We start from the raw sequence: 20355 nt of genomic DNA, 5'->3' as shown, positions 1-20355 counted from the left end.
AGGGGCGTCACCCATGCTCGCGGTCGACGGTATCACCGTGCGTTTCGGCGGGATCACGGCACTGGACGGTGTCGCATTCACCGTCGAGCCGGGCACCGCCGTAGGGCTCATCGGACCGAACGGAGCCGGCAAGACCACCTTGTTCAACTGCCTCACCAGGCGCTGCGCCCCCGCTGCGGGAACGGTGCGGTTCGAGGGTGAGGACCTGCTCGCCCTCGCGCCGCACGCCGTGGCCGGGCGCGGCATCGCCCGCACCTTCCAGAACCTCGGCCTGTTCCCGCGGCTCACGGTCCGGGAGAACGTCATGGTCGGCGCCCACAGCCGGGGGCGCACCGGACACCTCGCCGCGGCGCTCCGGCTGCCCCGCGTGCGGCGGGAGGAGAGAGAACTACGTGACCACGCGGACGACCTGCTGGGGCGGCTCGGCCTGGCGGACGTCGCCGACCGCCCCGCCTCCGGACTGCCGTTCGGCACGCTCAAACGCGTCGAACTCGCCCGGGCGCTCGCGGTACGGCCGCGGCTGCTGCTGCTCGACGAACCCGTCAACGGGCTCAGCCACGGCGAGGTCGACCAATTCGCGGATCTGGTCCGCTCGGTGCGCCAGGAGTTCGACCTCACGCTCGTGGTGGTCGAACACCACATGGGGTTCGTGATGGGCCTGTGCGACAAGATCGTGTGTCTGGACTTCGGGCGCACCATCGCCGAGGGCTCGCCGGAGGAGATCCAGCGCGACCCGGCGGTCGTCGAGGCGTACCTGGGGGTGGCCGCGTGAGCGAGCCCACCACCGAGCGCACCGAGACCACGGCGAGTGCCGAGCCGGACTTCCTCAAGGTGTCCGGCCTGCACGCCGGATACGGCCAGGCCCGGGTGCTGCAGGGCCTCGACTTCTCCGTCGCCCGAGGCGAGGTGTGCGCGATCCTCGGACCCAACGGCGCCGGCAAGACCACGACGCTGCGGGCGCTGTGCGGCATGGTCCGTGGCCGCGGCTCGGTCACCCTGAACGGCGCACAACTGCTGGGCCGCTCGCCCGAGCAGGCCGCCCGGCTCGGCGTGGCGCACGTTCCCGAGGGCCGGGGCACCTTCAACGACCTGACCGTCGAGGAGAACCTGCGCATCGGTGCGCACCTGCGCTCCGGCCCGAGGCGGGGCCGCGCCGAGCGTGCGGCGGTGGCGGCCGACCTGGAGCGCATCTACGGCTACTTCCCCAAGCTGCGTCAGCGGTTCCGCCAGGCCGCCGGCAGCCTCAGCGGCGGGGAGCAGCAGATGCTCGCCATCGGCAGGGCGCTGATGCTGCGGCCCTCGCTGCTGCTCCTGGACGAGCCGTCCCTGGGGCTCGCGCCGCTCGTCACCCGCGAACTGTTCGAGCTCGTCCGTGCCGTCAACGAGGAGGAACGCACCACCGTGGTCGTCGTCGAACAGAACGCCCAGCTCGCGCTGGACATCGCGCACCGGGCGCACGTACTGGAGGCCGGCCGCCTGGTGCTGTCCGGACCGGCCGCGCGGATCCGTGAGGACGGGCAGGTCGCCGAGGTGTACCTCGGTGTCTCCGTCCTCTCCCGGAAGGGCGGGTGAGCGCCGTGACCGATCTTCTCCAGCAAGTGGCGGAAGGGCTGGGCTCCGGGGCGGTGTACGCCAGCCTGGCGCTGGCCCTGGTGCTGATCCACCGGTTCACCGGGATCGTCAACTTCGCGCAGGGCGAGCTGGCCATGCTCTCGACCTACGTCGCCTGGCAACTGGTGGCGTCCGGGATGCCGTTCTGGCTGGCGCTGCCGGTCACCCTCGCGGTGTCCTTCGCCGGCGGCATGCTGGTCGAGCGGATCGTCATCCGCCCCGTGCAGGGCGCACCCGAGCTGACGGTGGTCATCGTCACGGTCGGCCTGTTCGTCTTCGTCAACGCGCTGGCCGGCCTGATCTGGTCGTTCACCGTGAAGGACTTCCCGCAGCCCTTCCCCGACGGCGGGCTCGACCTGGCCGGGGTACGCGTGGACTGGTCGACGCTCGGGATCATCGGCGTGGTGGCCGTCGTGATGGGCCTGCTGTACCTGCTGTTCCAGCACACCTCCATCGGGCTGGTGATGCGGGCGGTCGCCTGCAACCCGGCCTCCGCACGGCTGTCGGGCATCCGCGTGGGCCGGGTGCTGATGCTCGGCTGGGGGCTGGCCGCGACGGTCGGCGCCGTGTCGGGCGTGCTCGTCGCGCCGCTGCTGTTCCTGGAGCCCAACATGATGGGCGGGGTGCTGATCTACGCGTTCGCCGCGGCCACCCTGGGCGGCTTCGACAGCCCGGCCGGCGCGGTCGTCGGCGGCCTGTTCGTGGGCGTCGCCGAGACGCTGACCGGGGCGTACGTGGACGTGATCGGTGCCGACCTGAAGGTGGGCGTCCCCCTGGTGATCATCCTGGCGGTGCTGCTGGCGCGGCCCCAGGGCCTGTTCGGACGGGCGGCGGTGGAGCGCGCATGAGCACGATGGTCGCAACCCTCGGCACGGATCGCGCCCGGCGGCTGCGGGCCGCGCTCACCCCGCTGCTCGCCGCGGCGGTCGCCGTCGGCGCACCGTTCTACTTCGCCCCCTTCCAGGTCTTCCAGCTGACCATGGTGCTCGTGTACGCCGTGGCGCTGTCCGGCCTGAACCTGCTGGTCGGCTTCGGCGGGCAGATCTCGCTCGGGCACGGCGCCTTCTTCGCGGCGGGCGCCTACACGGCGGCGGTCATGCTCGACCGGTACGGCACCGGCCACCTGGCCACGCTGCCGGTCGCGGCCGCCGGATGCTTCCTGCTGGGCCTCGGGTTCGGAGTTCCCGCGCTGCGGTTGCGGGGGCTGTACCTGGCCCTGGTCACACTCTCGTTCGCGGTGTTCCTGCCGCCGCTGCTCAAGCGGCTCGAACCGGTGACGGGCGGTTCCATGGGGCTGACCGTGGACAAGTTGCGGCCGCCCGTGTGGAGCGGGCTGGCCGAGGACCAGTGGATGTACTTCGTCGTCCTCGCCGTGACCGCGGTGGTCCTGCTGCTCGCCCGCAACCTGCTCGGGTCCCGGGCCGGCCGGGCACTGCTCGCCGTGCGGGACAACGAGACCGCCGCCGAGGTCATGGGCGTACAGCTGTCGCTGCACAAGACCCTGGCCTTCGCGTGGAGCGCGATGTTCGCGGGTGTCGCCGGGTGTCTGTACACCTGGGTGATCGGCTTCGTCTCGCCCGACTCCTTCAGCTTCGTGCTGTCCATCACGCTGCTGGCCGGCCTGGTGGTCGGGGGGCTCGGCTCGCTGTACGGGCCCCTGCTGGGCGGGGCGTTCGTGATGTACGTGCCGAGCGTGTCCCAGGACGTGAGCGAGGCGGCACCCGGAGTCGTGTTCGGCCTGCTGATCATCATCGTGATGTTCGTGGCCCCGACGGGACTGGCCGGTCTGCCGGGCCGTGTCCTGGGCGCGGTCACCCGTCGCCTGCCCCGCACGACCACGACCGCCGCCGACCGCACGCCCGAAGCCGGACCGGCACCCGAAGGGGAGCCGAAGCCCTCGTCCGCCGCTGTGGCCGACCAGGAGCCGAAGCCGGCATCCGCCTCCGCGGCCGACCAGGAGCCGAATTCGGCATCCGCGGCCGAAGAGGAGCCGCAGCCCCAAGCCCGTCGCGGGCCCTCCGCGACCCCCACCCCCGCGGACCCCGCAGTCGCCGATGTCGAGCCCGTGGGCGCACCGCCCCGCACGGAAAAGGAATGAAGCACATGCGCAAGACGACCGCTCTGCGGGCGGCCGCGGCCGCGACCGCCGCTCTGCTCACCGCCTCCGCCTGCAGCAGCCAGCGAGGCCAGGACGCCCAGGACAGCGCCGCCGGCGGCGCCTGCAAGGGCCAGCAGACCACCGGCATCACCGACAAGACCATCAAGCTGGGCGGGATCTACCCGCTGTCGGGGCCGGCCTCCGCGTACGGCACGATCAGCAAGGGCGTGGCCGCCTACTTCAGTTACGTCAACGACAAGGGCGGCATAGACGGCCGCAAGGTCGAGTTCGTCGTCCGCGACGACGGCTACCAGCCGCCCAAGGCGGTCGAGGAGGCTCGCAGACTGGTCGAGCGGGAGAAGGTCTTCGCCGTGTTCCAGAGTCTGGGCACCCCGTCCACGGCAGCCGTGTGGGACTACCTCAACCAGCAGAAGGTGCCGCAGCCCTTCGTCGCCACGGGCGCCTCCGTCTGGGGCACGGACGACAAGCACCCCTGGACCATCGGCTGGCAGCCCAACTACGTGGCAGAGGCCCGGGTGTACGCCAAGTACCTCAAGGACGCCAGGCCCGACGCCAAGGTGGCGGTCCTCTACCAGAACGACGACTTCGGCAAGGACCTGCTCGGCGGATTCAAGCAGGCCGTCGCCGGCAGCGGCGTCAAGGTCGTCGCCGAGGAGAGCTACGAGGTCACCGACCCGTCCGTCTCGGCGCAGATGACGAGCCTCGCCCGCTCCGAGGCGGACGTGCTGCTCGACATCACCACGCCCAAGTTCGGCAGCCAGGCACTCGCCGCCGACGCCAGGAACACCAGGTGGAACCCGCTGCACATCGTCAACAACGTGGCGTCGTCCGCCGCCGTGCTCAAGCCCGTCGGGTTCAGGAACGTGCAGGGCGTCGTCTCGGCGACCTACTTCAAGGACCCCGCCGACCCGCAGTGGGCCGGCGACCCGGAGGTGAAGACGTACAAGGAGGCGCTGCGCACGTACGCGCCCGACAGCGACCCGGCCAACCAGTTCAACGCCTACGGCTGGGCCGTCGCCTCCAGCCTGCACAGGGCCCTGGACACGATGAAGTGCCCGACCAGGGAGGGGCTGCGGGACGCGGTGCGCGACCTCAAGGACGTCAAGGTGGACATGCTGCTGCCCGGGGTCACCCTCTCCACCGGACCCGACGACGCCTTCCCGATCGAGGCCATGCAGCTGATGCGGTTCAAGGGCGAGCGGTGGCAGTTGTTCGGCAAGCCGGTCGACACCCGTAAGGAGTTCGGCCCCGTCGCGAAGTGAGCCGTAACGGAACGATCACCGCGCCCGCCACGCCATGCGCCGCGGCGGGCGCGGGCACGTCCGCACCGTGTTCATTAGGCTTACGCGTATCACCAGGTCACCAGCGGTGGAGATGCGGATGACGGAGTTCAGCGCAGGCCACGACGACCCGTTCGCCCCGCTGGCGGTGCTCGACGACCGGGGTGCCGTCGTCGGATGGAGCCGGGCGGCCGAGGACCTGCTCGGCCATCCGGGGCCGGCCGTGGTCGGTCGCCCGGCATCCGGGATCCTGGCCGATCCGCGCGACCGCTCCGTCCGGGAGGCTGCGGCGCGTTGCCGGAGAGCCGGCGGCTGGTCCGGGGTGCTCACGGTGCGGCACCGCGACGGACGTTGTGTGGAAGCGGGGCTCACGGTCCACGCGTTCTCCCGCGCCGACGGGGTCCGTGAGTGGCTGGTCGCCGGGGCGCTCGCGGCCGACGTCCTGGAGTGGCAGAGGGACCGCGCGATCCTCGACGGGCTGTACCGGCAGTCCCCGATCGGCCTGGTCGTCCACGGCCCCGACCTGAGGCTTCTGCGGGTCAACCGAGCCATCGAACGCTTCACGGGCGTCCCGGCATCCGACTTTCGGGGGCTGCCGACCGGCCGCATGCTCCTGCCGGACGACGCGCGCAGAGCCGTGGAGCGGGTACGCCAGGTGATGGAGACGGGCAGACCGCTGATCTACTCCGAGCAGTTCGCCCGCCTCGAGCGGGATCCGGCACGAGAGCGGGTCGCGTTGGTCTCGTCCTTCCGGATGGAGGATCCCTCCGGCCGCGTCCTGGGCGTGGCCGAGATGATCGAGGACATCACCGAGCGCCACCGGGCCCAGCGCCGGCTCGCGCTCCTCGACCAGGCGGGCAGCCGTATCGGAACCACGCTCGACGTGGGGGAGACCGCCCGGGAACTCGCCGAGGTGATGGTGCCCCACCTCGCCGACCACGCGTCCGTGGACCTGCTGCAGCCGGTGACACGCGGTGCCGAACCAGCCCAGGCACTGGGAGGACCCGTGGTGCGCGTGGGGACCTGCGGCGTCGGCCCGCAGCAACCTGGTCCGCCCCATCCCGAGGGCGCGCCGGTGGAGTTCCCGCCGGACTCGCCCCAGGCGCTGTGCCTGGCCGAAGGACGGCCCGTCCTGGAGCCGGTCCTGCCGCCCGACTCGTTCTCCGCCGCAAGCCGCCAGGGGGCGCGAGCCCCGGACCTGGGCGCCCACTCGCTGATCGTGGTCCCCCTCGCCGCACGCGGCCTGGTGCTCGGCGTGCTGACCCTGTGGCGTTCGCGCCGCCCCGATCCCTTCGAGGCGGACGACCTCACCCTCGCCCAGGAACTCGGCTCGCGCGCCGCCGTCGCCGTCGACAACGCCCGACGCTTCACCCAGCAGCAGCAGACCGCGTTCACCCTGCAGAGCAGCCTTCTGCCCCGGGCGGTTCCGGACCAGTCGGCCGTCGAGGTGGCCCTGCGCTACCTGCCGGCCAGCGCGGCCCCGGGCCTGGGCGGCGACTGGTTCGACGTCATTCCGCTGTCCGGGGCCCGGGTCGCCCTCGTCGTCGGTGACGTGGTGGGGCGCGGCATCCATGCCGCTGCCACGATGGGCCGGCTGCGGGCCGCCGTGCACACGCTCGCCAGCCTCGACCTGGAACCGGACGAGGTCCTGGCCCGCCTGGACGACCTGGTCACCCTGCTGGCGGCCGAGCAGGAAGCATCCGGCGAACGGCCCGTGGGTGAGCAGGTCGTGGGTGCCACCTGTGTGTACGCCGTGTACGACCCGGTCTCCGGGCGGTGTTCCGCGGCCCGCGCCGGCCACCCGCCACCGGTGGTGACCGCTCCGGACGGGCACCCGGCCCTGCTCGACCTGCCCGCCGGCCCACCGCTGGGCCTGGGCGGCCTGCCGTTCGAGGCCCGGGAGATCGACCTGCCCGAGGGCAGCCTGCTGAGCCTGTACACCAACGGAGTCATCGGCGAACGCGGCATCGACGCGGACATCGGCCTGACGAGGCTGTGCGCGGCGCTCACCCGTCCGGCGGACGCGCTGGAACGGACCTGCCAGGCGGTGGTCGACGCGCTCGTGCCCGCGCGCCCCAGCGACGACATCGTGCTGCTGATCGCCCGCACCCGCATGCTGCCACCGGACGACGTCGCCTCCTGGCAGCTGCCGCTGGAGCCTGCCGTCGCCGCCCGGGCCCGCGCACTGGTCTCGGCCAAGCTGTCCGAATGGGCTCTCGAACACCTGGTGTTCAGTACCGAGTTGATCGTCAGCGAACTGGTCACCAACGCCTACCGGTACGCCAGTGGCCCCGCGACCCTGCGGCTGGTTCGCGAACGGTTTCTGGTGTGCGAGGTCAGCGACAGCAGCCACACCGCACCCCACCTGCGCCGCGCCCGTACCACCGACGAGGGCGGGCGCGGCCTGTTCCTGGTGGCCCAGATGTCCGAACGCTGGGGCACCCGCTACACGCGCGACGGCAAGACCGTGTGGACCGAACAACCACTGGCCGGCACGTTCACCTGACCGTCGCAGACCCATGGGGTGGCCGGTTCCCGGCGGCGTGCCCGGTCACTCGGCGGCGGCGAGCAGGCGTGCCTCGCTCTCCTCGTAGAGCTGCCGGCTCTGCCGGCTGTCCGCGGCGCGGCGCCGGTGGTCCAGACGGCTGCCCAGCCAGCCCGCCAGGTAACCGAACGGGATGGAGATCAGTCCGGTGGACTGCATGGGGAACCAGTGGAAGTCGGTGTTCGGGAAGACGGCGGACGGCGTGCCCGAGACGGCCTTGGAGAAGACCATCAGCACCACCGCGCAGGCCGTACCGCCGTAGAGGGTGGCAAGCAGGCCGGTGCGCGTGAATCCTTTCCAGAACAAGGAGTAGGTCAGCGCGGGGGCCACCGCGGACGCCCCGATGCAGACGGCCAGAGTGGTCAGCACGGCGACGTCCCAGTCCTGGACCAGGGTGGAGAGCCCGATGGCCACGGTTCCCACGGCCACGCTCGTCCACGCCGCCACCGTCATCTCTGTTTGCGGCTCCCCCTGTCCCCGCCGCACCGCGTGGGCGAACAGGTCGTGGGCGAGCGAGGAGGCCGCGGCCAGGGTCATTCCGGCGACCGAGGACAGCAGGGTGATGAACACCATGCCCGCCACGGCCGAGTAGAGCATCGTCACGCCCGCGGAGCCGTGGGCCCCGCCGAGCACCTGCGACAGCATGAGCAGCGCCGTCCTGCCGTGGGCGTCGGCCGCGGTGATGGACCGCGACCCCACCAGCGCCGCCGCTCCGGTCCCCACGATGATCACGAGCAGGCAGAAGGTGGTGACCGTGCCGACCGCCCACGACATCGAGCGACGCACGGCCGGCACGTCGTGCGCGGAGTACAGACGCATGGTGATGTGGGGCAGACAGGCCACGCCGAGGACCACGGTGATCTGGAGACCGATGAAGTCCAGCCGGTCCACGGCCGAGGTGCCCAGCTGTAGGCCCTGCTGAAGGAAGGCGGGGCCCGTGCCGCTGCCGTGCTGGGCGGCCCTGAGCACGTCCTGGGGGTTCCAGTCGAAGCGGTTCAGGACCAGCGCGGCGACCACGACGCTCGTGCCGAGCAGGATGACGATCTTGATCATCTGTAGGAGCGCGGTGCCCCTCATCCCGCCGAGCGCCGCGTAAATGATCATCAGGCTGCCCACGATGACGATGCACGCGGTCCGGGCACCCTCCCCGTGCGGGATGTCCAGGATGAACGTGAGCAGCGACCCGGCACCGGAGAGCTGGACGACCAGGAAGGGCAGGGTCGCCGCCAGCGTCACCAGGCAGGCGGCGACACGCACGGCCCCGTCACGCCCGGGCAGGGTGCGGACCAGGACGTCGCCCATGGTGAACCGCCCGGCGTTGCGCAGGGGTTCCGCCAGCAGGAACATCAGCAGCACGAGGGAGAGCGCGGTGCTGACCGCGAGGACGTAGCCGTCGTATCCGGCGAGCGCGATGATGCCGGTGGTGCTCAGCACCGTGGCCGCGGAGATGTAGTCGCCCGCGATGGCCAGGCCGTTCTTGACCGGGGTGAGCGAGAGGTAGCCGGTGTAGAAGTTCGTCAGGTCGTCGCGGTCCGGTCCCGTCATCACGCAGATCAGCAGCGTGACGGTGACCAGGGCGGTGAACAGGACGAGGACGATGGTCTGCGTCCCGGAGCCGAAGTCGTTCATCTCGCCACCCCCGCGGCCCGGCCGCCCGCCCGCTCCCTGACGGCGCCGGCCAGTGGGTCCACCGAGCGTCGCGCGCTGCGTCCGTACCAGAAGACCGCCCAGAAGGTGACGACGAGCTGCAGGACCCCCAGGGCCATGCCCAGGCTCAGCTCCCCGGTGATCTTGGACCCCATCAGGTCCGGTGCGCAGCAGGACAGCACCACGTACACCACGAACGAGCCGAGCGCGGTGAACGTGGAGACCCGGCGGAGCACACGGTAGGCCGAGCGGAGGGCGACGAGGTCACCGCCGTGCCGCTCGTGCGCGTACGGATCCTGCGGGATGGCCGCTCCGTACCTGCCGTACGGAGGGCCGCCGTGCCCGTGGCTGCCGTTCCGGAACGGAGCGTTGTCGTATCCGGGCGCGGAGGACTCCTGCCACGGGGCTCGCCCGTACGCGTCATGTCGTGGGGCGCGGCCGGACGGCTCGGTCCGCGGCTGCGTCCATTCCGGCGATGCCGGCTGCGGATACCGCCCGTCGTCGGGATGTGTCATCGCGAGGCCTTCCGATCTGCGGGGACCGTTGGGGCTTGAGAAGAACGTGGGCGGCGCACGATACCGACTGGTTGGAATGCCTGATAAGCCAGTCGGACGTTACGTTTCGAACTCGAGATTGCATCTGAACCGCAGTGGCGGCCGGCGGCTCGACGGCCTGCGAACCATAGGCGTCCGACGGCCGGATCGAACTGTGGCGAACGTCACTGCATCTGACGTACCTACTGGTCGGTATGGTCGCAGGGAACCGCGACGACAGGAGGCGCTATGTCTGCGACCAATCGCCAGATCCGTCTGGCAGCCCGCCCTGTGGGCGAGGTGAAACCCGAGGACTGGGAGCACGCTGAGAGGCCCGTCGACGAACCGGGCCCGGGCCAGTTCGCGGGCCGGACCCGCGTCATCTCCCTGGACCCGGCCATGCGGGGCTGGCTGGACGACCGTCCCTCCTACCTGCCCCCGGTGGGCATCGGTGAGGTCATGCGCGCCGGATCGGTCATCGAGGTCACGGCATCCGACCACCCCGACTTCCAGCCGGGCGACCACGTGGCCGGCACCTTCGGCGTGCAGGAGTACGTGGTCTCCGACGGCCGGGGCGCCATGAAGATCGACACCTCCCTTGCCCCGCCCTCGACCTATCTCGGCGCCCTGGGCATGCCCGGCATGACCGCCTACTTCGGCCTTCTGGATGTCGGGGCGCTGAAGGATGGTGAGACGGTCGTGGTGTCCGGGGCGGCCGGAGCGGTCGGCAGCATCGCGGGTCAGATCGCGAAGGCCAAGGGCTGCCGGGTCGTCGGCATCGCCGGTGGGCCGGAGAAGTGCGCCCTGCTCACCGATGAACTGGGCTTCGACGCGGCGATCGACTACCGGGCCGAGGACGTCAGGAAGGCGCTGCGACAGCACGCTCCCGACGGCATCGACGTCTACTTCGACAACGTGGGCGGCGACATCCTCGACGCAGCCCTGACCCGGCTGGCGATGCACGCGCGCGTCGTGGTCTGCGGCGCGATCAGCCAGTACAACAACGCCACCCCGGTCAAGGGCCCCTCCAACTACCTCTCGCTGCTGGTGCGCCGCGCCCGCATGGAGGGCTTCGTCGTCTTCGACTACGCGAAGCGCTATGCGGAGGCCGCACAGGAGATCTCCGGCTGGATCGGCGCCGGCCGCATCAAGGTCAAGGAGCACGTGGTGCGGGGCACCGTGGACGACTTCCCCGAGACGCTGCACATGCTCTTCCGTGGCGAGAACGTCGGCAAGCTCGTCCTGGAGCTGGCATGACGGCCGCGGGCAGCGGGGCCGGACTCCGCGGCAAGGTGGCGATCGTCACCGGCGGCGCCAGCGGACTGGGCCGGGCCACGGCGCTGGCGCTGGCGAAGGCGGGGGCGCGGGTCGTGGTCGCGGACCTCGACGCGCAGGGCGGTCGCGAGGTGGCCGAGATGATCGACGGCCACTTCCGTGCCTGCGACGTCTCCGACCTCGACGCCAACCGTGCGTTGGTGGACTTCGCCCAGGAGCAGTACGGCGGTGTCGACATCGCGTTCCTCAACGCCGGCGTGGCCACCGGATGCGGCGTCGGCGACGACTTCGACCCGGCGCGCTACCGGCGGGCGATGGGCGCCAACCTGGACGGCGTGGTCTTCGGCACTCACGCGGTCCTGCCCGCGCTGCGGGCGCGCGGCAGAGGCTCGATCGTGGCGACCGCGTCCCTGGCTGGTCTGGCGGCGGTGCCGTTCGATCCGCTGTACGCGGCCAACAAGCACGCGGTCGTTGGCCTCGCCCGCTCCCTGGGCCCGGCCCTCGCGCCGGACAACGTGCGCTTCAACGCGGTCTGCCCGGGGTTCGCCGAGTCGCGCATCATCGACCACCTGCGCGGCATGCTCTCCGAGCAGGGGCTGCCGGTCATCCCGGCCGAGCTCGTGGCGGACACGGTGCTGCGGATTGTCACCGGGGAGGGCACGGGGGAGTGCTGGTTCATCCAGGCCGGCCGCGACCCGGAGCCGTTCCGCTTCCGTAACGTGCCCGGTCCGGGCAGGCCCGCCGGCGTCTGAGCGCCGTACATCCGGAAAACGTGCCCCATGAGTGCCGGGTGGCTCACCCTCTGGCGAGCGTTCCCGCCCACCAGTCAGGCATCGCCAACGGCATCAACTCCATCTCCCGCTCGGTCGGCAGCGTCATCGCCAGTGCGGTGATCACCACGCTGCTGGCGTCGAAGACCATCCCGCTGCCGGACGGCATGCCCGCACTGCCTCAGGAAAGCCAGTTCACGATCGGCTTCACGATCGCGGGAGTGGCCTTCGGCCTGGTGGTCGCCGTTCCGCTCGTCGGCATCAAGTCGGCGCACGCCCCTCGTGCGCCCTTGGTGCGGAAGGCCGCCGAGAGCGGTTCCCGGGCCGTCCTCGACCAGCCGTCCGGCTGACCCCGCACCTTCCTGGAAAGGCATCTCACGATGAACACCTCCGCCCCCACCCAGCACGCCTCCGCCGTCCCGCCGGTCGATCACCGGGCGGCGGTCGCGGCGGAGACCGCACGGTTCGTCGCCACCGTCAGGGACGCCGACCTGGCCACCGCGGTGCCCAGCTGTTCCGGCTGGACGCTGGCCGACCTGGTCAAGCACACGGGCAGCGTCCAGCGCTGGTTCTCGGTCCTGCTGCGGACACGCATCCAGGAGCCCCCGCGCACCCGTGAGGTTGACCTGCAACTCCCGGAGCGGGAGGACGCATACGCCGACTGGCTGGCCGAGAGCGCGACCGTGGCCGCCCAGGCCTTCGCGGCCACCGACCCGGACCTGCCGATGTGGGCGTGGGGCGTCGACCAGCACGCCCGCTTCTGGGCCCGCCGCATGCTCTTCGAGACACTGCTGCACCGGGCCGACGCCGAACTCGCCCTCGGTCTGCGGCCCGCGATCGATCGTTCCCTCGCCGTAGACGGGATCGACGAGTTCCTCGTCAACCTGCCCTTCGCCGCCTCCTTCGCCCCCAAGGTGGCCGACCTGCGTGGTCCCGACCGGTCCATCCGCTTCCGCACGACCGACGGTGACGACACCTGGCTCGTCCGCCTGCGGCCCGACGGCTTCGGCCTGGACCCGGCCGACGCGGCCACGGACACCGCTGACGCGACCGTCCGGGGAACCGCGGCCGACATGCTCCTCCTCGTCTACGGCCGCCTTCCCTACCGCGCCGAGTCCCTGACTCACGAGGGAGACGAGCACCTGCTGGCCCACTGGTTCGCCAACTCCGCCTTCTGAACGGCGGGCGCGCGGCCCGGCGAACGCGGGCCGTGGCCCACCGGCCACCATGTTGCTGAGCCACGGTCAGACTCTGGCCCCAGCGTGCGCGGCAGTCTTCACCGCTGTACCAACGCCGCCGACAACGGCGGTGACATCGTCAGCGTCTCGGTGGTCCACCAGGACGGGGCATTGGCTCGCCGCGCTCGCCGGTACGGTGCCCTGGCGCACCCGGGACCAGGTCGAGGGCGTCGGTGCCCAGACGCCGCTTGGGTCCTTGGGTCTTGGTTTCGGCGACGAGGCCGTGGATGCGGTGGTACCGGTATTCGCTCACTTCCAAGCGCTCCCGGGACGCGTGCGACGGGCGTTCGAACAGGCGCTTGTGCGGTGGCGTCACAAGGGCCTGGTCCGCACGGAAGCTCAGGCAGGCGCCCCCTCCTCGGAGTGAAGCGATGTTCCTCACAATCTTCGAGTCAGGCACGTGCCAGTTGTACAGTGAACACCGCCCTTGACCTGCACAAAGCAGGCAGGGAGCCGTCTTTCAGGAGTTTGGGTGTTCCCCTGGTCAGGGCCTTGATTGCCGCCTCCGAGTCAGCAAATGGTCAGCATCAGGCCAGACGGTGTCCGGCTTGCTGACCTGCACCCGCGGTTGGGACCTACTGCCCCGCCCGGCGCCCTGCTCGGAAGGCTTGATGCGTGGCTCGACAGCTAGGTGTTATCCCGCCGCTCGCCTACGTCTCGCGCTTGAGACCGTCATGATGGTGGGCTGTGGCTTGCGAAACGGGGAAGCCCGGGCAGTGATCATCAACAATGTTGTGGCGGATGACGTCTACCAAAGCACCGCAAGGCGGGGGAGTTCCGGGAGGTCCCCCTGCCGCGCTCGGTGCGGAAGCGATGGAGTGGTTTGAGGAGAAGCACGGCACCACGCAGGATGGCTGTCTCCTGCGCGGCCCAAGCGGCTACTACACCGAGCCGATGGAACGCCGCCGTGTGCAGAAGCTCTTCAAGGACCTCCCCGCGGAGGAGGGTGTCGGCATGTTCAGCTTCCGGCACTACTTCGCCTCTAAGTGCCTGGGAGCATCGCCAAGGCGGCTCGCATTTTGGACGCAGGCTTGTGGGAAGCGGCCTGATTCGATGCTGAGGTCAGCAGGTTTGTCTGCTGGCGGTACACGCGTCAAGCGTCGGTGGCGCACTTCCAAGCGGATGTGTCGGCCCGCCTAGTGCTACGGCGTGGTGGACCGGTGTGGGGAGCGGAGCATGAGCAGGGTGATCTCGCTGGGGGCGAAGACGCGGAACGGCGGGCCCCAGAAGCCGGTGCCACGGCTGGTGTAGAGGAGGGTGCGGGTGCCGTGGTGGCTGAGGCCGGCGACGGCGGGCTGGTCGAGGCGGACCAGGTGGTGGAAGGGCCAGATCTGCCCGCCGTGGGTGTGGCCGGAGAGCTGGAGGTCGATGCCGACGGCTGCCGCCCGGTCGATGAACTTGGGCTGGTGCGCCAGGAGCAGGACGGGCAGGTCGGGGTCGGCGCCGTCCAGGGCTCCGGCGAGGTGGGCGCGGTGGCCTGCCAGGCCGGAGGACTCGGCGGTGACGTCGTCCACGCCGGCGACCACGAGGGTGTCGCCCCCGCGTTCGATCAGCAGATGGCGGTTGCGCAGCGGCTCCCAGCCCAGTTCGTTCATCAGGTTCACCCAGCCCTGGGCCTCGCTGTAGTACTCGTGGTTGCCGGTGACGTACACACGGGCCCGGGTGGCCCGCACGGTACCGAGCGGGACGGCCTGGGCGCGGCGGCGTTCGGCCGTGCCGTCCGCGATGTCGCCGGTGTGGCAGACCAGGTCGGCTTCCAGGGTGTTCACGGTCTCGCACACCCGTGCCGACCAGCGGGCGCGGTCGAGTGGGCCGTAGTGGGTGTCGGTGATGAGGACGACGCGGAGGCCGTCGAGCCCGGCACCCAGTCGCGGGAGTCGTACGTCGAGTCGGCGCACGCGGGGCACGCGGCGGGCCTCGGCGTACCCCCAGGCGAGCAGTACGGCGGTCACGCCGAGGACGGCCCACGTGACGATGCGGGCCCGGTCCTGACCGTCCTCGACGTCGGCCACGGTCAGGGCGAGCCGCAGCAGGACACCGAGCAGAACGGACCAGGTGAACAGAATCCAGCTGGTGCCCAGCAGGGTGTCACCGATGATCGCCGCCCGGTCCTGCTGGCACCTGCCGTGGCCGCGCACCATCGCGAGCGGCATGCATATCAGGCCGAGGACGAACAGGGCGGTGCAGATCAGTGTGGCGGGCAGCGGCCAGTGCTGGCCGGTGTACAGCAGCACCCAGCAGGGCACGGCCCACAGCAGGACAGGGGCGATCAGGGGGATGTGGCGCATCAGGCGGTGCAGTCGGCTCTGCCGCGGAGCTTGCGCTTCACCCTCGGCGGGCCGGGTGTTACTGGTGTCGGTCACGCTTCCCCTCCCTGACCAGGCTGCCGTCTCGCGCACTGTATCCGGTCGCCTCCGGGCCGGCCGGACCGGCGTTCATGGGTGCAGCCGCTTGGGGCGAAGGGTTCTCTGCGGTATGGCAAGACTTCGCCGTAGGCACCTCCCTCGGCATGAGCCGGATCAGGGTGCTACTGCCTTCCCAGGCCCTTACTGCCGCCAGTGGAGCGTGCCCCGGGATTGCGGCTGGTCCAACGGTGGCGCTGGTGGCAAACGTGATCGGGGTTGATGTAGTGCCACCGGTGGCGTTTGAGTTCGGCTTGCAGGCGGCCCGTCACGGTGTCCACGACTCCGAGGTCGTCGGTCAGGACGTACGCACCGGCGTCGAACGGGCGCCGCCGACGCCAGGCAGTCGCCCCGCCGCTGTCAGGAACGCCGGCATAGCCGACACGGCGATCACAAGCCGGCTATCGGCGCCGATCACGAACTGCGCTGGTTGGTTGGAGAACCAGTGGCTCTTGGGACTTCGAGATCCCGAACATTGGGCCGACCTGCCGCGACGTCAGATTGGCCCTGCGGCAGGCGGACACCACCGACACCCGCTCCTCTGACCTCAGCCGCCCCGCCACCGCCCGCGCTGGACGTGACCGTCGCCGAGGTCCAACGCGACCGGCTTGCGGAACCCATGCTGTAACAAACGCGGAGCCGAGCCAGTAGTTACGGGAAATCGTGTGCCGGTGCTGCTCCGCGACGCGGGCACCTTGCCGCTCGGCGCCGCCGGCGTCGTAGGCCGGCGGCCATGCCCGCTATCCCGGATCGTCGCGAAGGCCTTGCGGCCGGACGCGGCAAGTGTGCCTGCGGCTTGCGCCGCACCGGCTGCGCTCGGGGGTGACTTCGCCGCTGGGGGCTGGTAGGGATTCGGGCCTTTACCAGGGCAGGGGGGTTGTGCGGTCGGCGAAGGTGCCGGTCGGACCGTCGGGGCCGATCGTGGCGTACTGCACGATGGCCTCAGCGCCTTCCTCGGGGGACTGGATTCCCTGTCCGGTCATGCCGTGGAGGTCGGTGGCGCTGAATCCGGGTTCCACGGCGTTGACGCGCATGTGCGGCAGGCCCTTGGCGTACTGGACGGTGAGCATGTTCACCGCCGCCTTCGAGGCGGAGTACACCGGGGTGACGTAGTGCGACTCGGGCCTTTCGCTGTCAGTGACGACACCGAATGAACCCAGTCCGCTGCTGACGTTCACGATGACCGGCGACGCAGATTCCTGGAGCAGCGGCAGAAAGGCGTGTGTCACGCCCATGAGGCCGACGACGTTCACGTCGAGTACGGTCCGCAAGTGGGCTGCCGTGGCGGCTGTGGCGCTGACCATGCCCTCGAAGACGCCGGCGTTGTTGACCAGCACGTCGAGTCGGCCCTCGCGGCGGCGCAGGTCCTCGGCCGCCGCGGCGACGGAGGCGTCGACGCCTCCGTCACCGACGACGCCTCCGCCGCGGCGACGGAGGCGTCGTCGGTGACGTCGAGCAGGAGCATTTCCGCGCCGATCTCGTCGGCGGTCGCCCGGCCGCGTTCGGCGTCGCGGGCACCGATGTAGACGGTGTGGCCGAGCTTGATCAGGCGGTGCGCGACCTCGCGACCGAGTCCCTTGTTACCGCCGGTGACGAGCGCGATACTCATGAGCGTGATCCTTACGCAGTGATGGCGATGCCCTCGGTGGGGGTGCCACAGAGGGACTGATCTCCACCGTGCGCGCCCGTCGGCGCAGGCGGCAGTACCCCCTGGCTCCTGGGAATGACAGGGACACCCACATCCGGCCGGACCGGAACTACGGTGGGAGTCATGGAAGGCGCGAACGCGCTCGGTGACTTCCTCAGGGCACGCCGCGAACTGGTGGGGCCGCAGGATGTCGGGACGACGCGCTGGCCGAGGTGCTCCGGCTGGACTCCGACGCCACGGCCTACCTGCACCGGCTGGCGCAGCCCGTACCGCGCCGCCGCCGAGCCGCGCGGCCGGAACGGGTGCCGGTCAGCATCCGCCGGCTCACCCCGCGTACGTGCAGAACAAGTTCTGCGACTTGCTCGCCGTCAACACCTTGGTGTTCCTGGATCCCGCGGAGCGCGAGCTTCGACGGGACTGGGAGGAGGCCACCCGCGAGGGAGTGGCGAGCCTGCGGGCTCATGCCGGACCGGATGCGGATGATCCGAGGCTGGTGGAACTGGTGGGAGAGTTGTCGGTGCGCAGCGACCGGTTCCGGCATCTGTGGGGCCGCCACGACGTACGCCCGAAGGTCGGCCGGGTGAGCCGGCTGAGCCATCCGCAGGTCGGGGATCTCGACCTGCGGTCGGACAAGCTCACCATCGGCGGCACCGACGAGATGATCCTGGTGGTGTTCCACGCCGAGCCGGGCAGCCGGAGTGCGAGCTGCTCGGTCTGCTGGGCAGCCTGAGTGCGTCCGGCCAGGCGGCGGCCTCCCGCCCCGAGCGCGGCGATCAGGGGCCTGACGCCACCGGTCCGCAGCGGAGTGGCGGCCGGAACGAGTCCGGCGGGGTCTGACGGGAGCGGCCACGCCTGAGGGAGGGCTGTCGGCTACCAGGGGATGGTTCCGGCTGCGTCGAAGAAGCCCCCGGTGGGGCCGTCCGGGCCGATCTGGGCCATCCGGACGATGATCTCCGCGCCTTCCTCGACGGTCTGGGTACCGGCGTGCCGGTTCAGGTCGGTAGCGGTGAATCCGGGATCCACGGCGTTGATCCTGATGCCCGGATAGGCTTTGGAGTACTGGACGGTGAGCATGTTGACCGCGGCTTTGGAGGATGGGTACGCGATGTCGGGGTAGAAGTGGCCGGGCGAGTCGGGATTCACCAGGTCGCGCATCAGCGAGGTGCCGCTGCTGACGTTGACCACGACCGGGGCGTCCGACTGCTCGAGCAGGGGCAGGAAGGCGTGGAGCATCCGGACCTGTCCGAAGACGTTCGTCTCGAACACGGTCCGCATCGAGTCGGCGGTCACCTCGGAGGCGGGAACGAAGCCGCCGTCCGCCGTGCGGGGCTCGATGCCCGCGCAGTTGACCAGTACGTCCAGGCCGCCGTAGTCCTTGATCAACTGAGCCGCGGCGCTGACGGAGGGGTCCTCGGTGACGTCGAGCTGGATAAAGCGGGCGCCCAGCTCCTCGGCGGCCCTCTGCCCGCGTTCTGGGGCCCGGGCGCCGACGTAGACGGTGTGTCCCGCGGCCACGAGCCGGCGGGCGGTCTCGAACCCCAGGCCCTTGTTCGCCCCGGTGATCAGTGTCGCCGTCACAGTATCCCTCCCCCTTCTCGTATTTCCCTGTACTCCACGTGCTTCCACTGCCCAAAACCCGCGCCGCACACGGGCGGAACGGCCCGCCCATGATGGGCCCGCACTCCTCATTGAAATGCATGAGCTCGCAATCGGCGCATCCAATCCCGGGCGCCGGAGGCGGTCCTCAGCTCGGATGGAGGAGGGGAGTATGGTCAACGTCGGTGATGTACAGCTCGTGAGGTGAGCGGGAAGACGCTGGTCAGACGGGCACGGCAGTGGGCAGGAGGCTCCCCTGTCGGGCCGAGGTCCCCAGTGACCCTGCCCCGCCGGGAGCCGGGAGCCGTCCACCAAGCAGGTTGGTTCCGCTCTCGCAGGCTGGTTCCGTTCTCGGCGGGGTGACTGTCCCTGTCGTTCCCAGGAACACGAGGGTACTGCCACGCACGGGACTCGGTCGGGAAGGTTGGAGGCGGAACAAGGGCAGTGCCGGGAGACGGCCCGACGAGCTGTCCGCTGCCGCAGGCCGCGACAGACCGCCGTATCGCCACTCCCCGCCAGGAAAGGCCCCAAGGAATGACCGCCACCGCTCCCGGCGGACGAGCCGGGTCCGCAATAGAGAGAATGACGGCGCCCGGGATATGGAGATCACCGACATATGGAATCGGCAGGCGCTCCGAGCGCTGAGACGTCGCGGGTGACTGCGAACTTCCGGCAGTACCTCATGGGCTGGGGCCAGGCGGATCGTTCCACAGGCGACTTTGACTACTACCGCAGCGGGCTCGCGCAACCGCAGTTCAACGGTGTGGTGCGGGTGCGGTCCCTGGACGCGATCGACCAGGCCGTGGCGACCGCGCGGACCCGGCTGGCAGACGTCCCCTGGTGGTGGTGGGCCGGTCCGGACAGTCCCGAGGGCACCTCCACCGCCCTCGTCGCCCGCGGGGCGGTACAGCTCGGGGTGCTGCCCCTGATGACCCGGTCGCTGGACCACGTCGCCGACCTGGAAGGACCTCCCCCTGGCCTGAGCATCGAGGCAGCCCAGGCGGGGGGCCGGCTGACGGAGCTGGTCGGCGTCTACAGCACCTCCATGGGCGTCACGCCCGGCGTGGAGCCGGGCATCGTGCGGATCGAGGCCCAGCACCCGGACAACGCCGACATCGTACGGCTCGCCGCCGTTGCCGAGGGGCGCGTGGTCGGGACGACGGTGGTCGTCACGGCACACGGAGTCGCCGGTATCTTCCTCGTCCACGTCGCGGAGCAGCACCGCCGACGGGGCATCGGAGCAGCACTGACAGCAGCCGCGCTGCGGACCGGACAGGAGCGCGGGATGGGCCTGGCCGCCCTCCTTGCCAGTCCCGCAGGCGAGCCGCTGTACCGGCGTTTCGGATTCGCGAGGGTGTCCGAGTACCGGCTTTTCACACTGCCTGCCTGATACCTGCGGTGCCGCCCACTGCGGGGCGGCCGGGGCAAGTTGAGACCGCCGTGGCGCCCCCGCCATCAGCGCTTGACTGGCGAATTACTGAAATGGTGGTGATGGGGAGCGTGGAATTCCGCATCGACCGGCAGAGCGGCATCGCTGCGTACCAGCAGTTCGTCCAGCAGGCCAAACAGGCGTTGCGGTCGGGCATGCTGGTGCCCGGGGACCGGCTGCCCACGGCCAAATTCGGGGGCCCCGCCGTGTTCGCCTTGCTCTGGGGACACGAGCGACTGGTCTGAGCCCACGCGGCCGAGCC

18 protein-coding genes and 1 pseudogene are annotated in these 20355 nt (G+C 70.7%); 13 read left to right on the top strand and 6 right to left on the bottom strand.

The window, feature by feature from the left end:
* Window positions 1-13 precede the first annotated feature (13 nt).
* The 6 genes from ACZ4WH_RS16905 (at window position 14) to ACZ4WH_RS16880 (ending at window position 7516) form a co-directional block, all read left to right on the top strand.
* Entirely contained in the window at window positions 14-772 is a 759-nt protein-coding gene (locus tag ACZ4WH_RS16905) for an ABC transporter ATP-binding protein (RefSeq protein WP_468181025.1), read from the top strand.
* On the top strand, window positions 769-1572 hold the full coding sequence (locus ACZ4WH_RS16900) for an ABC transporter ATP-binding protein (protein ID WP_468181023.1): 804 nt from the start codon (window positions 769-771) through the stop codon (window positions 1570-1572). The genes ACZ4WH_RS16905 and ACZ4WH_RS16900 overlap by 4 nt, the downstream gene beginning before the upstream one ends.
* Before the next feature lie 5 nt (window positions 1573-1577).
* A complete protein-coding gene (locus tag ACZ4WH_RS16895) occupies window positions 1578-2459 on the top strand; it encodes a branched-chain amino acid ABC transporter permease (RefSeq protein WP_468181021.1) in 882 nt (293 codons plus the stop codon).
* The gene (locus ACZ4WH_RS16890; RefSeq protein WP_468181020.1) at window positions 2456-3709 is read left to right on the top strand and encodes a branched-chain amino acid ABC transporter permease; all 1254 of its coding nucleotides are present in this window, start codon (window positions 2456-2458) and stop codon (window positions 3707-3709) included. The genes ACZ4WH_RS16895 and ACZ4WH_RS16890 overlap by 4 nt, the downstream gene beginning before the upstream one ends.
* 5 nt (window positions 3710-3714) lie before the next feature.
* Window positions 3715-4992 (top strand): ABC transporter substrate-binding protein, encoded by a 1278-nt coding sequence (locus ACZ4WH_RS16885; RefSeq protein WP_468181018.1) that lies wholly within the window; start codon window positions 3715-3717, stop codon window positions 4990-4992.
* Window positions 4993-5110: 118 nt separating this feature from the next.
* Window positions 5111-7516, top strand: coding sequence for a SpoIIE family protein phosphatase (locus tag ACZ4WH_RS16880; protein ID WP_468181016.1), 2406 nt, complete (start codon window positions 5111-5113; stop codon window positions 7514-7516).
* A gap of 45 nt (window positions 7517-7561) precedes the next feature.
* Here the strand turns inward: ACZ4WH_RS16880 and ACZ4WH_RS16875 are convergent, their stop codons facing one another.
* Both ACZ4WH_RS16875 and ACZ4WH_RS16870 read right to left on the bottom strand, forming a co-directional pair.
* Window positions 7562-9184 (bottom strand): sodium/solute symporter, encoded by a 1623-nt coding sequence (locus ACZ4WH_RS16875; protein ID WP_468181014.1) that lies wholly within the window; start codon window positions 9182-9184, stop codon window positions 7562-7564.
* Window positions 9181-9717 carry a DUF485 domain-containing protein gene (locus tag ACZ4WH_RS16870; RefSeq protein WP_468181012.1) on the bottom strand — a complete coding sequence of 179 codons (537 nt, stop codon included), beginning with the start codon at window positions 9715-9717 and terminating at the stop codon, window positions 9181-9183. The genes ACZ4WH_RS16875 and ACZ4WH_RS16870 overlap by 4 nt, the downstream gene beginning before the upstream one ends.
* A gap of 267 nt (window positions 9718-9984) precedes the next feature.
* Here ACZ4WH_RS16870 and ACZ4WH_RS16865 point away from each other — a divergent pair, with 267 nt between their 5' ends.
* Genes ACZ4WH_RS16865 through ACZ4WH_RS16850 form a run of 4 tightly spaced genes read left to right on the top strand, consistent with a single transcriptional unit; the run spans window position 9985 to window position 12958 of the window.
* Complete coding sequence (locus ACZ4WH_RS16865) at window positions 9985-10992, top strand: NADP-dependent oxidoreductase (RefSeq protein WP_468181010.1); 1008 nt, start codon at window positions 9985-9987, stop codon at window positions 10990-10992.
* A complete protein-coding gene (locus ACZ4WH_RS16860) occupies window positions 10989-11762 on the top strand; it encodes an SDR family oxidoreductase (protein WP_468181008.1) in 774 nt (257 codons plus the stop codon). Before ACZ4WH_RS16865 ends, ACZ4WH_RS16860 begins: the two co-directional genes overlap by 4 nt.
* Before the next feature lie 38 nt (window positions 11763-11800).
* The gene (locus ACZ4WH_RS16855) at window positions 11801-12130 is read left to right on the top strand and encodes a hypothetical protein (RefSeq protein ID WP_468181007.1); all 330 of its coding nucleotides are present in this window, start codon (window positions 11801-11803) and stop codon (window positions 12128-12130) included.
* 30 nt (window positions 12131-12160) lie between these two features.
* Entirely contained in the window at window positions 12161-12958 is a 798-nt protein-coding gene (locus ACZ4WH_RS16850) for a maleylpyruvate isomerase family mycothiol-dependent enzyme (protein ID WP_468181005.1), read from the top strand.
* Between the two features lie 1202 nt (window positions 12959-14160).
* On the opposite strand, the gene ACZ4WH_RS16845 is transcribed toward ACZ4WH_RS16850, so the two are convergent.
* The 3 genes from ACZ4WH_RS16845 to ACZ4WH_RS16835 form a co-directional block, all read right to left on the bottom strand.
* Window positions 14161-15381, bottom strand: coding sequence for a metallophosphoesterase (locus ACZ4WH_RS16845; RefSeq protein WP_468181003.1), 1221 nt, complete (start codon window positions 15379-15381; stop codon window positions 14161-14163).
* 899 nt (window positions 15382-16280) lie between these two features.
* Window positions 16281-16784: an SDR family NAD(P)-dependent oxidoreductase gene (locus ACZ4WH_RS16840; RefSeq protein ID WP_468181118.1), complete on the bottom strand. Its 504-nt coding sequence runs from the start codon at window positions 16782-16784 to the stop codon at window positions 16281-16283.
* Window positions 16670-17029 carry an SDR family NAD(P)-dependent oxidoreductase gene (locus ACZ4WH_RS16835; protein ID WP_468181001.1) on the bottom strand — a complete coding sequence of 120 codons (360 nt, stop codon included), beginning with the start codon at window positions 17027-17029 and terminating at the stop codon, window positions 16670-16672. The genes ACZ4WH_RS16840 and ACZ4WH_RS16835 overlap by 115 nt, the downstream gene beginning before the upstream one ends.
* A 376-nt stretch (window positions 17030-17405) precedes the next feature.
* On the opposite strand from ACZ4WH_RS16835, the gene ACZ4WH_RS16830 reads away from it, so the two are divergent.
* The gene (locus ACZ4WH_RS16830; RefSeq protein WP_468180999.1) at window positions 17406-17798 is read left to right on the top strand and encodes an MmyB family transcriptional regulator; all 393 of its coding nucleotides are present in this window, start codon (window positions 17406-17408) and stop codon (window positions 17796-17798) included.
* 140 nt (window positions 17799-17938) lie between these two features.
* On the opposite strand, the gene ACZ4WH_RS16825 is transcribed toward ACZ4WH_RS16830, so the two are convergent.
* The gene (locus tag ACZ4WH_RS16825) at window positions 17939-18646 is read right to left on the bottom strand and encodes an SDR family NAD(P)-dependent oxidoreductase (RefSeq protein WP_468180997.1); all 708 of its coding nucleotides are present in this window, start codon (window positions 18644-18646) and stop codon (window positions 17939-17941) included.
* A gap of 673 nt (window positions 18647-19319) precedes the next feature.
* Between ACZ4WH_RS16825 and ACZ4WH_RS16820 the strand changes: the two genes are divergently transcribed.
* Together ACZ4WH_RS16820 and ACZ4WH_RS16815 are read left to right on the top strand one after the other, a co-directional pair.
* A complete protein-coding gene (locus tag ACZ4WH_RS16820; RefSeq protein ID WP_468180995.1) occupies window positions 19320-20054 on the top strand; it encodes a GNAT family N-acetyltransferase in 735 nt (244 codons plus the stop codon).
* Window positions 20055-20146: 92 nt separating this feature from the next.
* Window positions 20147-20284 (top strand): annotated as a pseudogene (locus tag ACZ4WH_RS16815) (GntR family transcriptional regulator); the annotation flags it as partial.
* Window positions 20285-20355 lie beyond the last annotated feature (71 nt).

It is taken from the genome of Streptomyces sp. NPDC029138, assembly GCF_055564375.1.
This window is presented reverse-complemented; position numbering and strand designations above follow the sequence as displayed.

What these genes read in the sequence shown, in the direction of transcription:
- ACZ4WH_RS16905 (WP_468181025.1), top strand. Translation starts at nt 14, where the DNA reads ATGCTCGCGGTCGACGGTATCACCGTGCGTTTCGGCGGGATCACGGCA.
- ACZ4WH_RS16890 (WP_468181020.1), top strand. Translation starts at nt 2,456, where the DNA reads ATGAGCACGATGGTCGCAACCCTCGGCACGGATCGCGCCCGGCGGCTG.
- ACZ4WH_RS16885 (WP_468181018.1), top strand. Translation starts at nt 3,715, where the DNA reads ATGCGCAAGACGACCGCTCTGCGGGCGGCCGCGGCCGCGACCGCCGCT.
- ACZ4WH_RS16880 (WP_468181016.1), top strand. Translation starts at nt 5,111, where the DNA reads ATGACGGAGTTCAGCGCAGGCCACGACGACCCGTTCGCCCCGCTGGCG.
- ACZ4WH_RS16875 (WP_468181014.1), bottom strand. Translation starts at nt 9,184, where the DNA reads ATGAACGACTTCGGCTCCGGGACGCAGACCATCGTCCTCGTCCTGTTC.
- ACZ4WH_RS16870 (WP_468181012.1), bottom strand. Translation starts at nt 9,717, where the DNA reads ATGACACATCCCGACGACGGGCGGTATCCGCAGCCGGCATCGCCGGAA.
- ACZ4WH_RS16865 (WP_468181010.1), top strand. Translation starts at nt 9,985, where the DNA reads ATGTCTGCGACCAATCGCCAGATCCGTCTGGCAGCCCGCCCTGTGGGC.
- ACZ4WH_RS16860 (WP_468181008.1), top strand. Translation starts at nt 10,989, where the DNA reads ATGACGGCCGCGGGCAGCGGGGCCGGACTCCGCGGCAAGGTGGCGATC.
- ACZ4WH_RS16850 (WP_468181005.1), top strand. Translation starts at nt 12,161, where the DNA reads ATGAACACCTCCGCCCCCACCCAGCACGCCTCCGCCGTCCCGCCGGTC.
- ACZ4WH_RS16835 (WP_468181001.1), bottom strand. Translation starts at nt 17,029, where the DNA reads ATGAGTATCGCGCTCGTCACCGGCGGTAACAAGGGACTCGGTCGCGAG.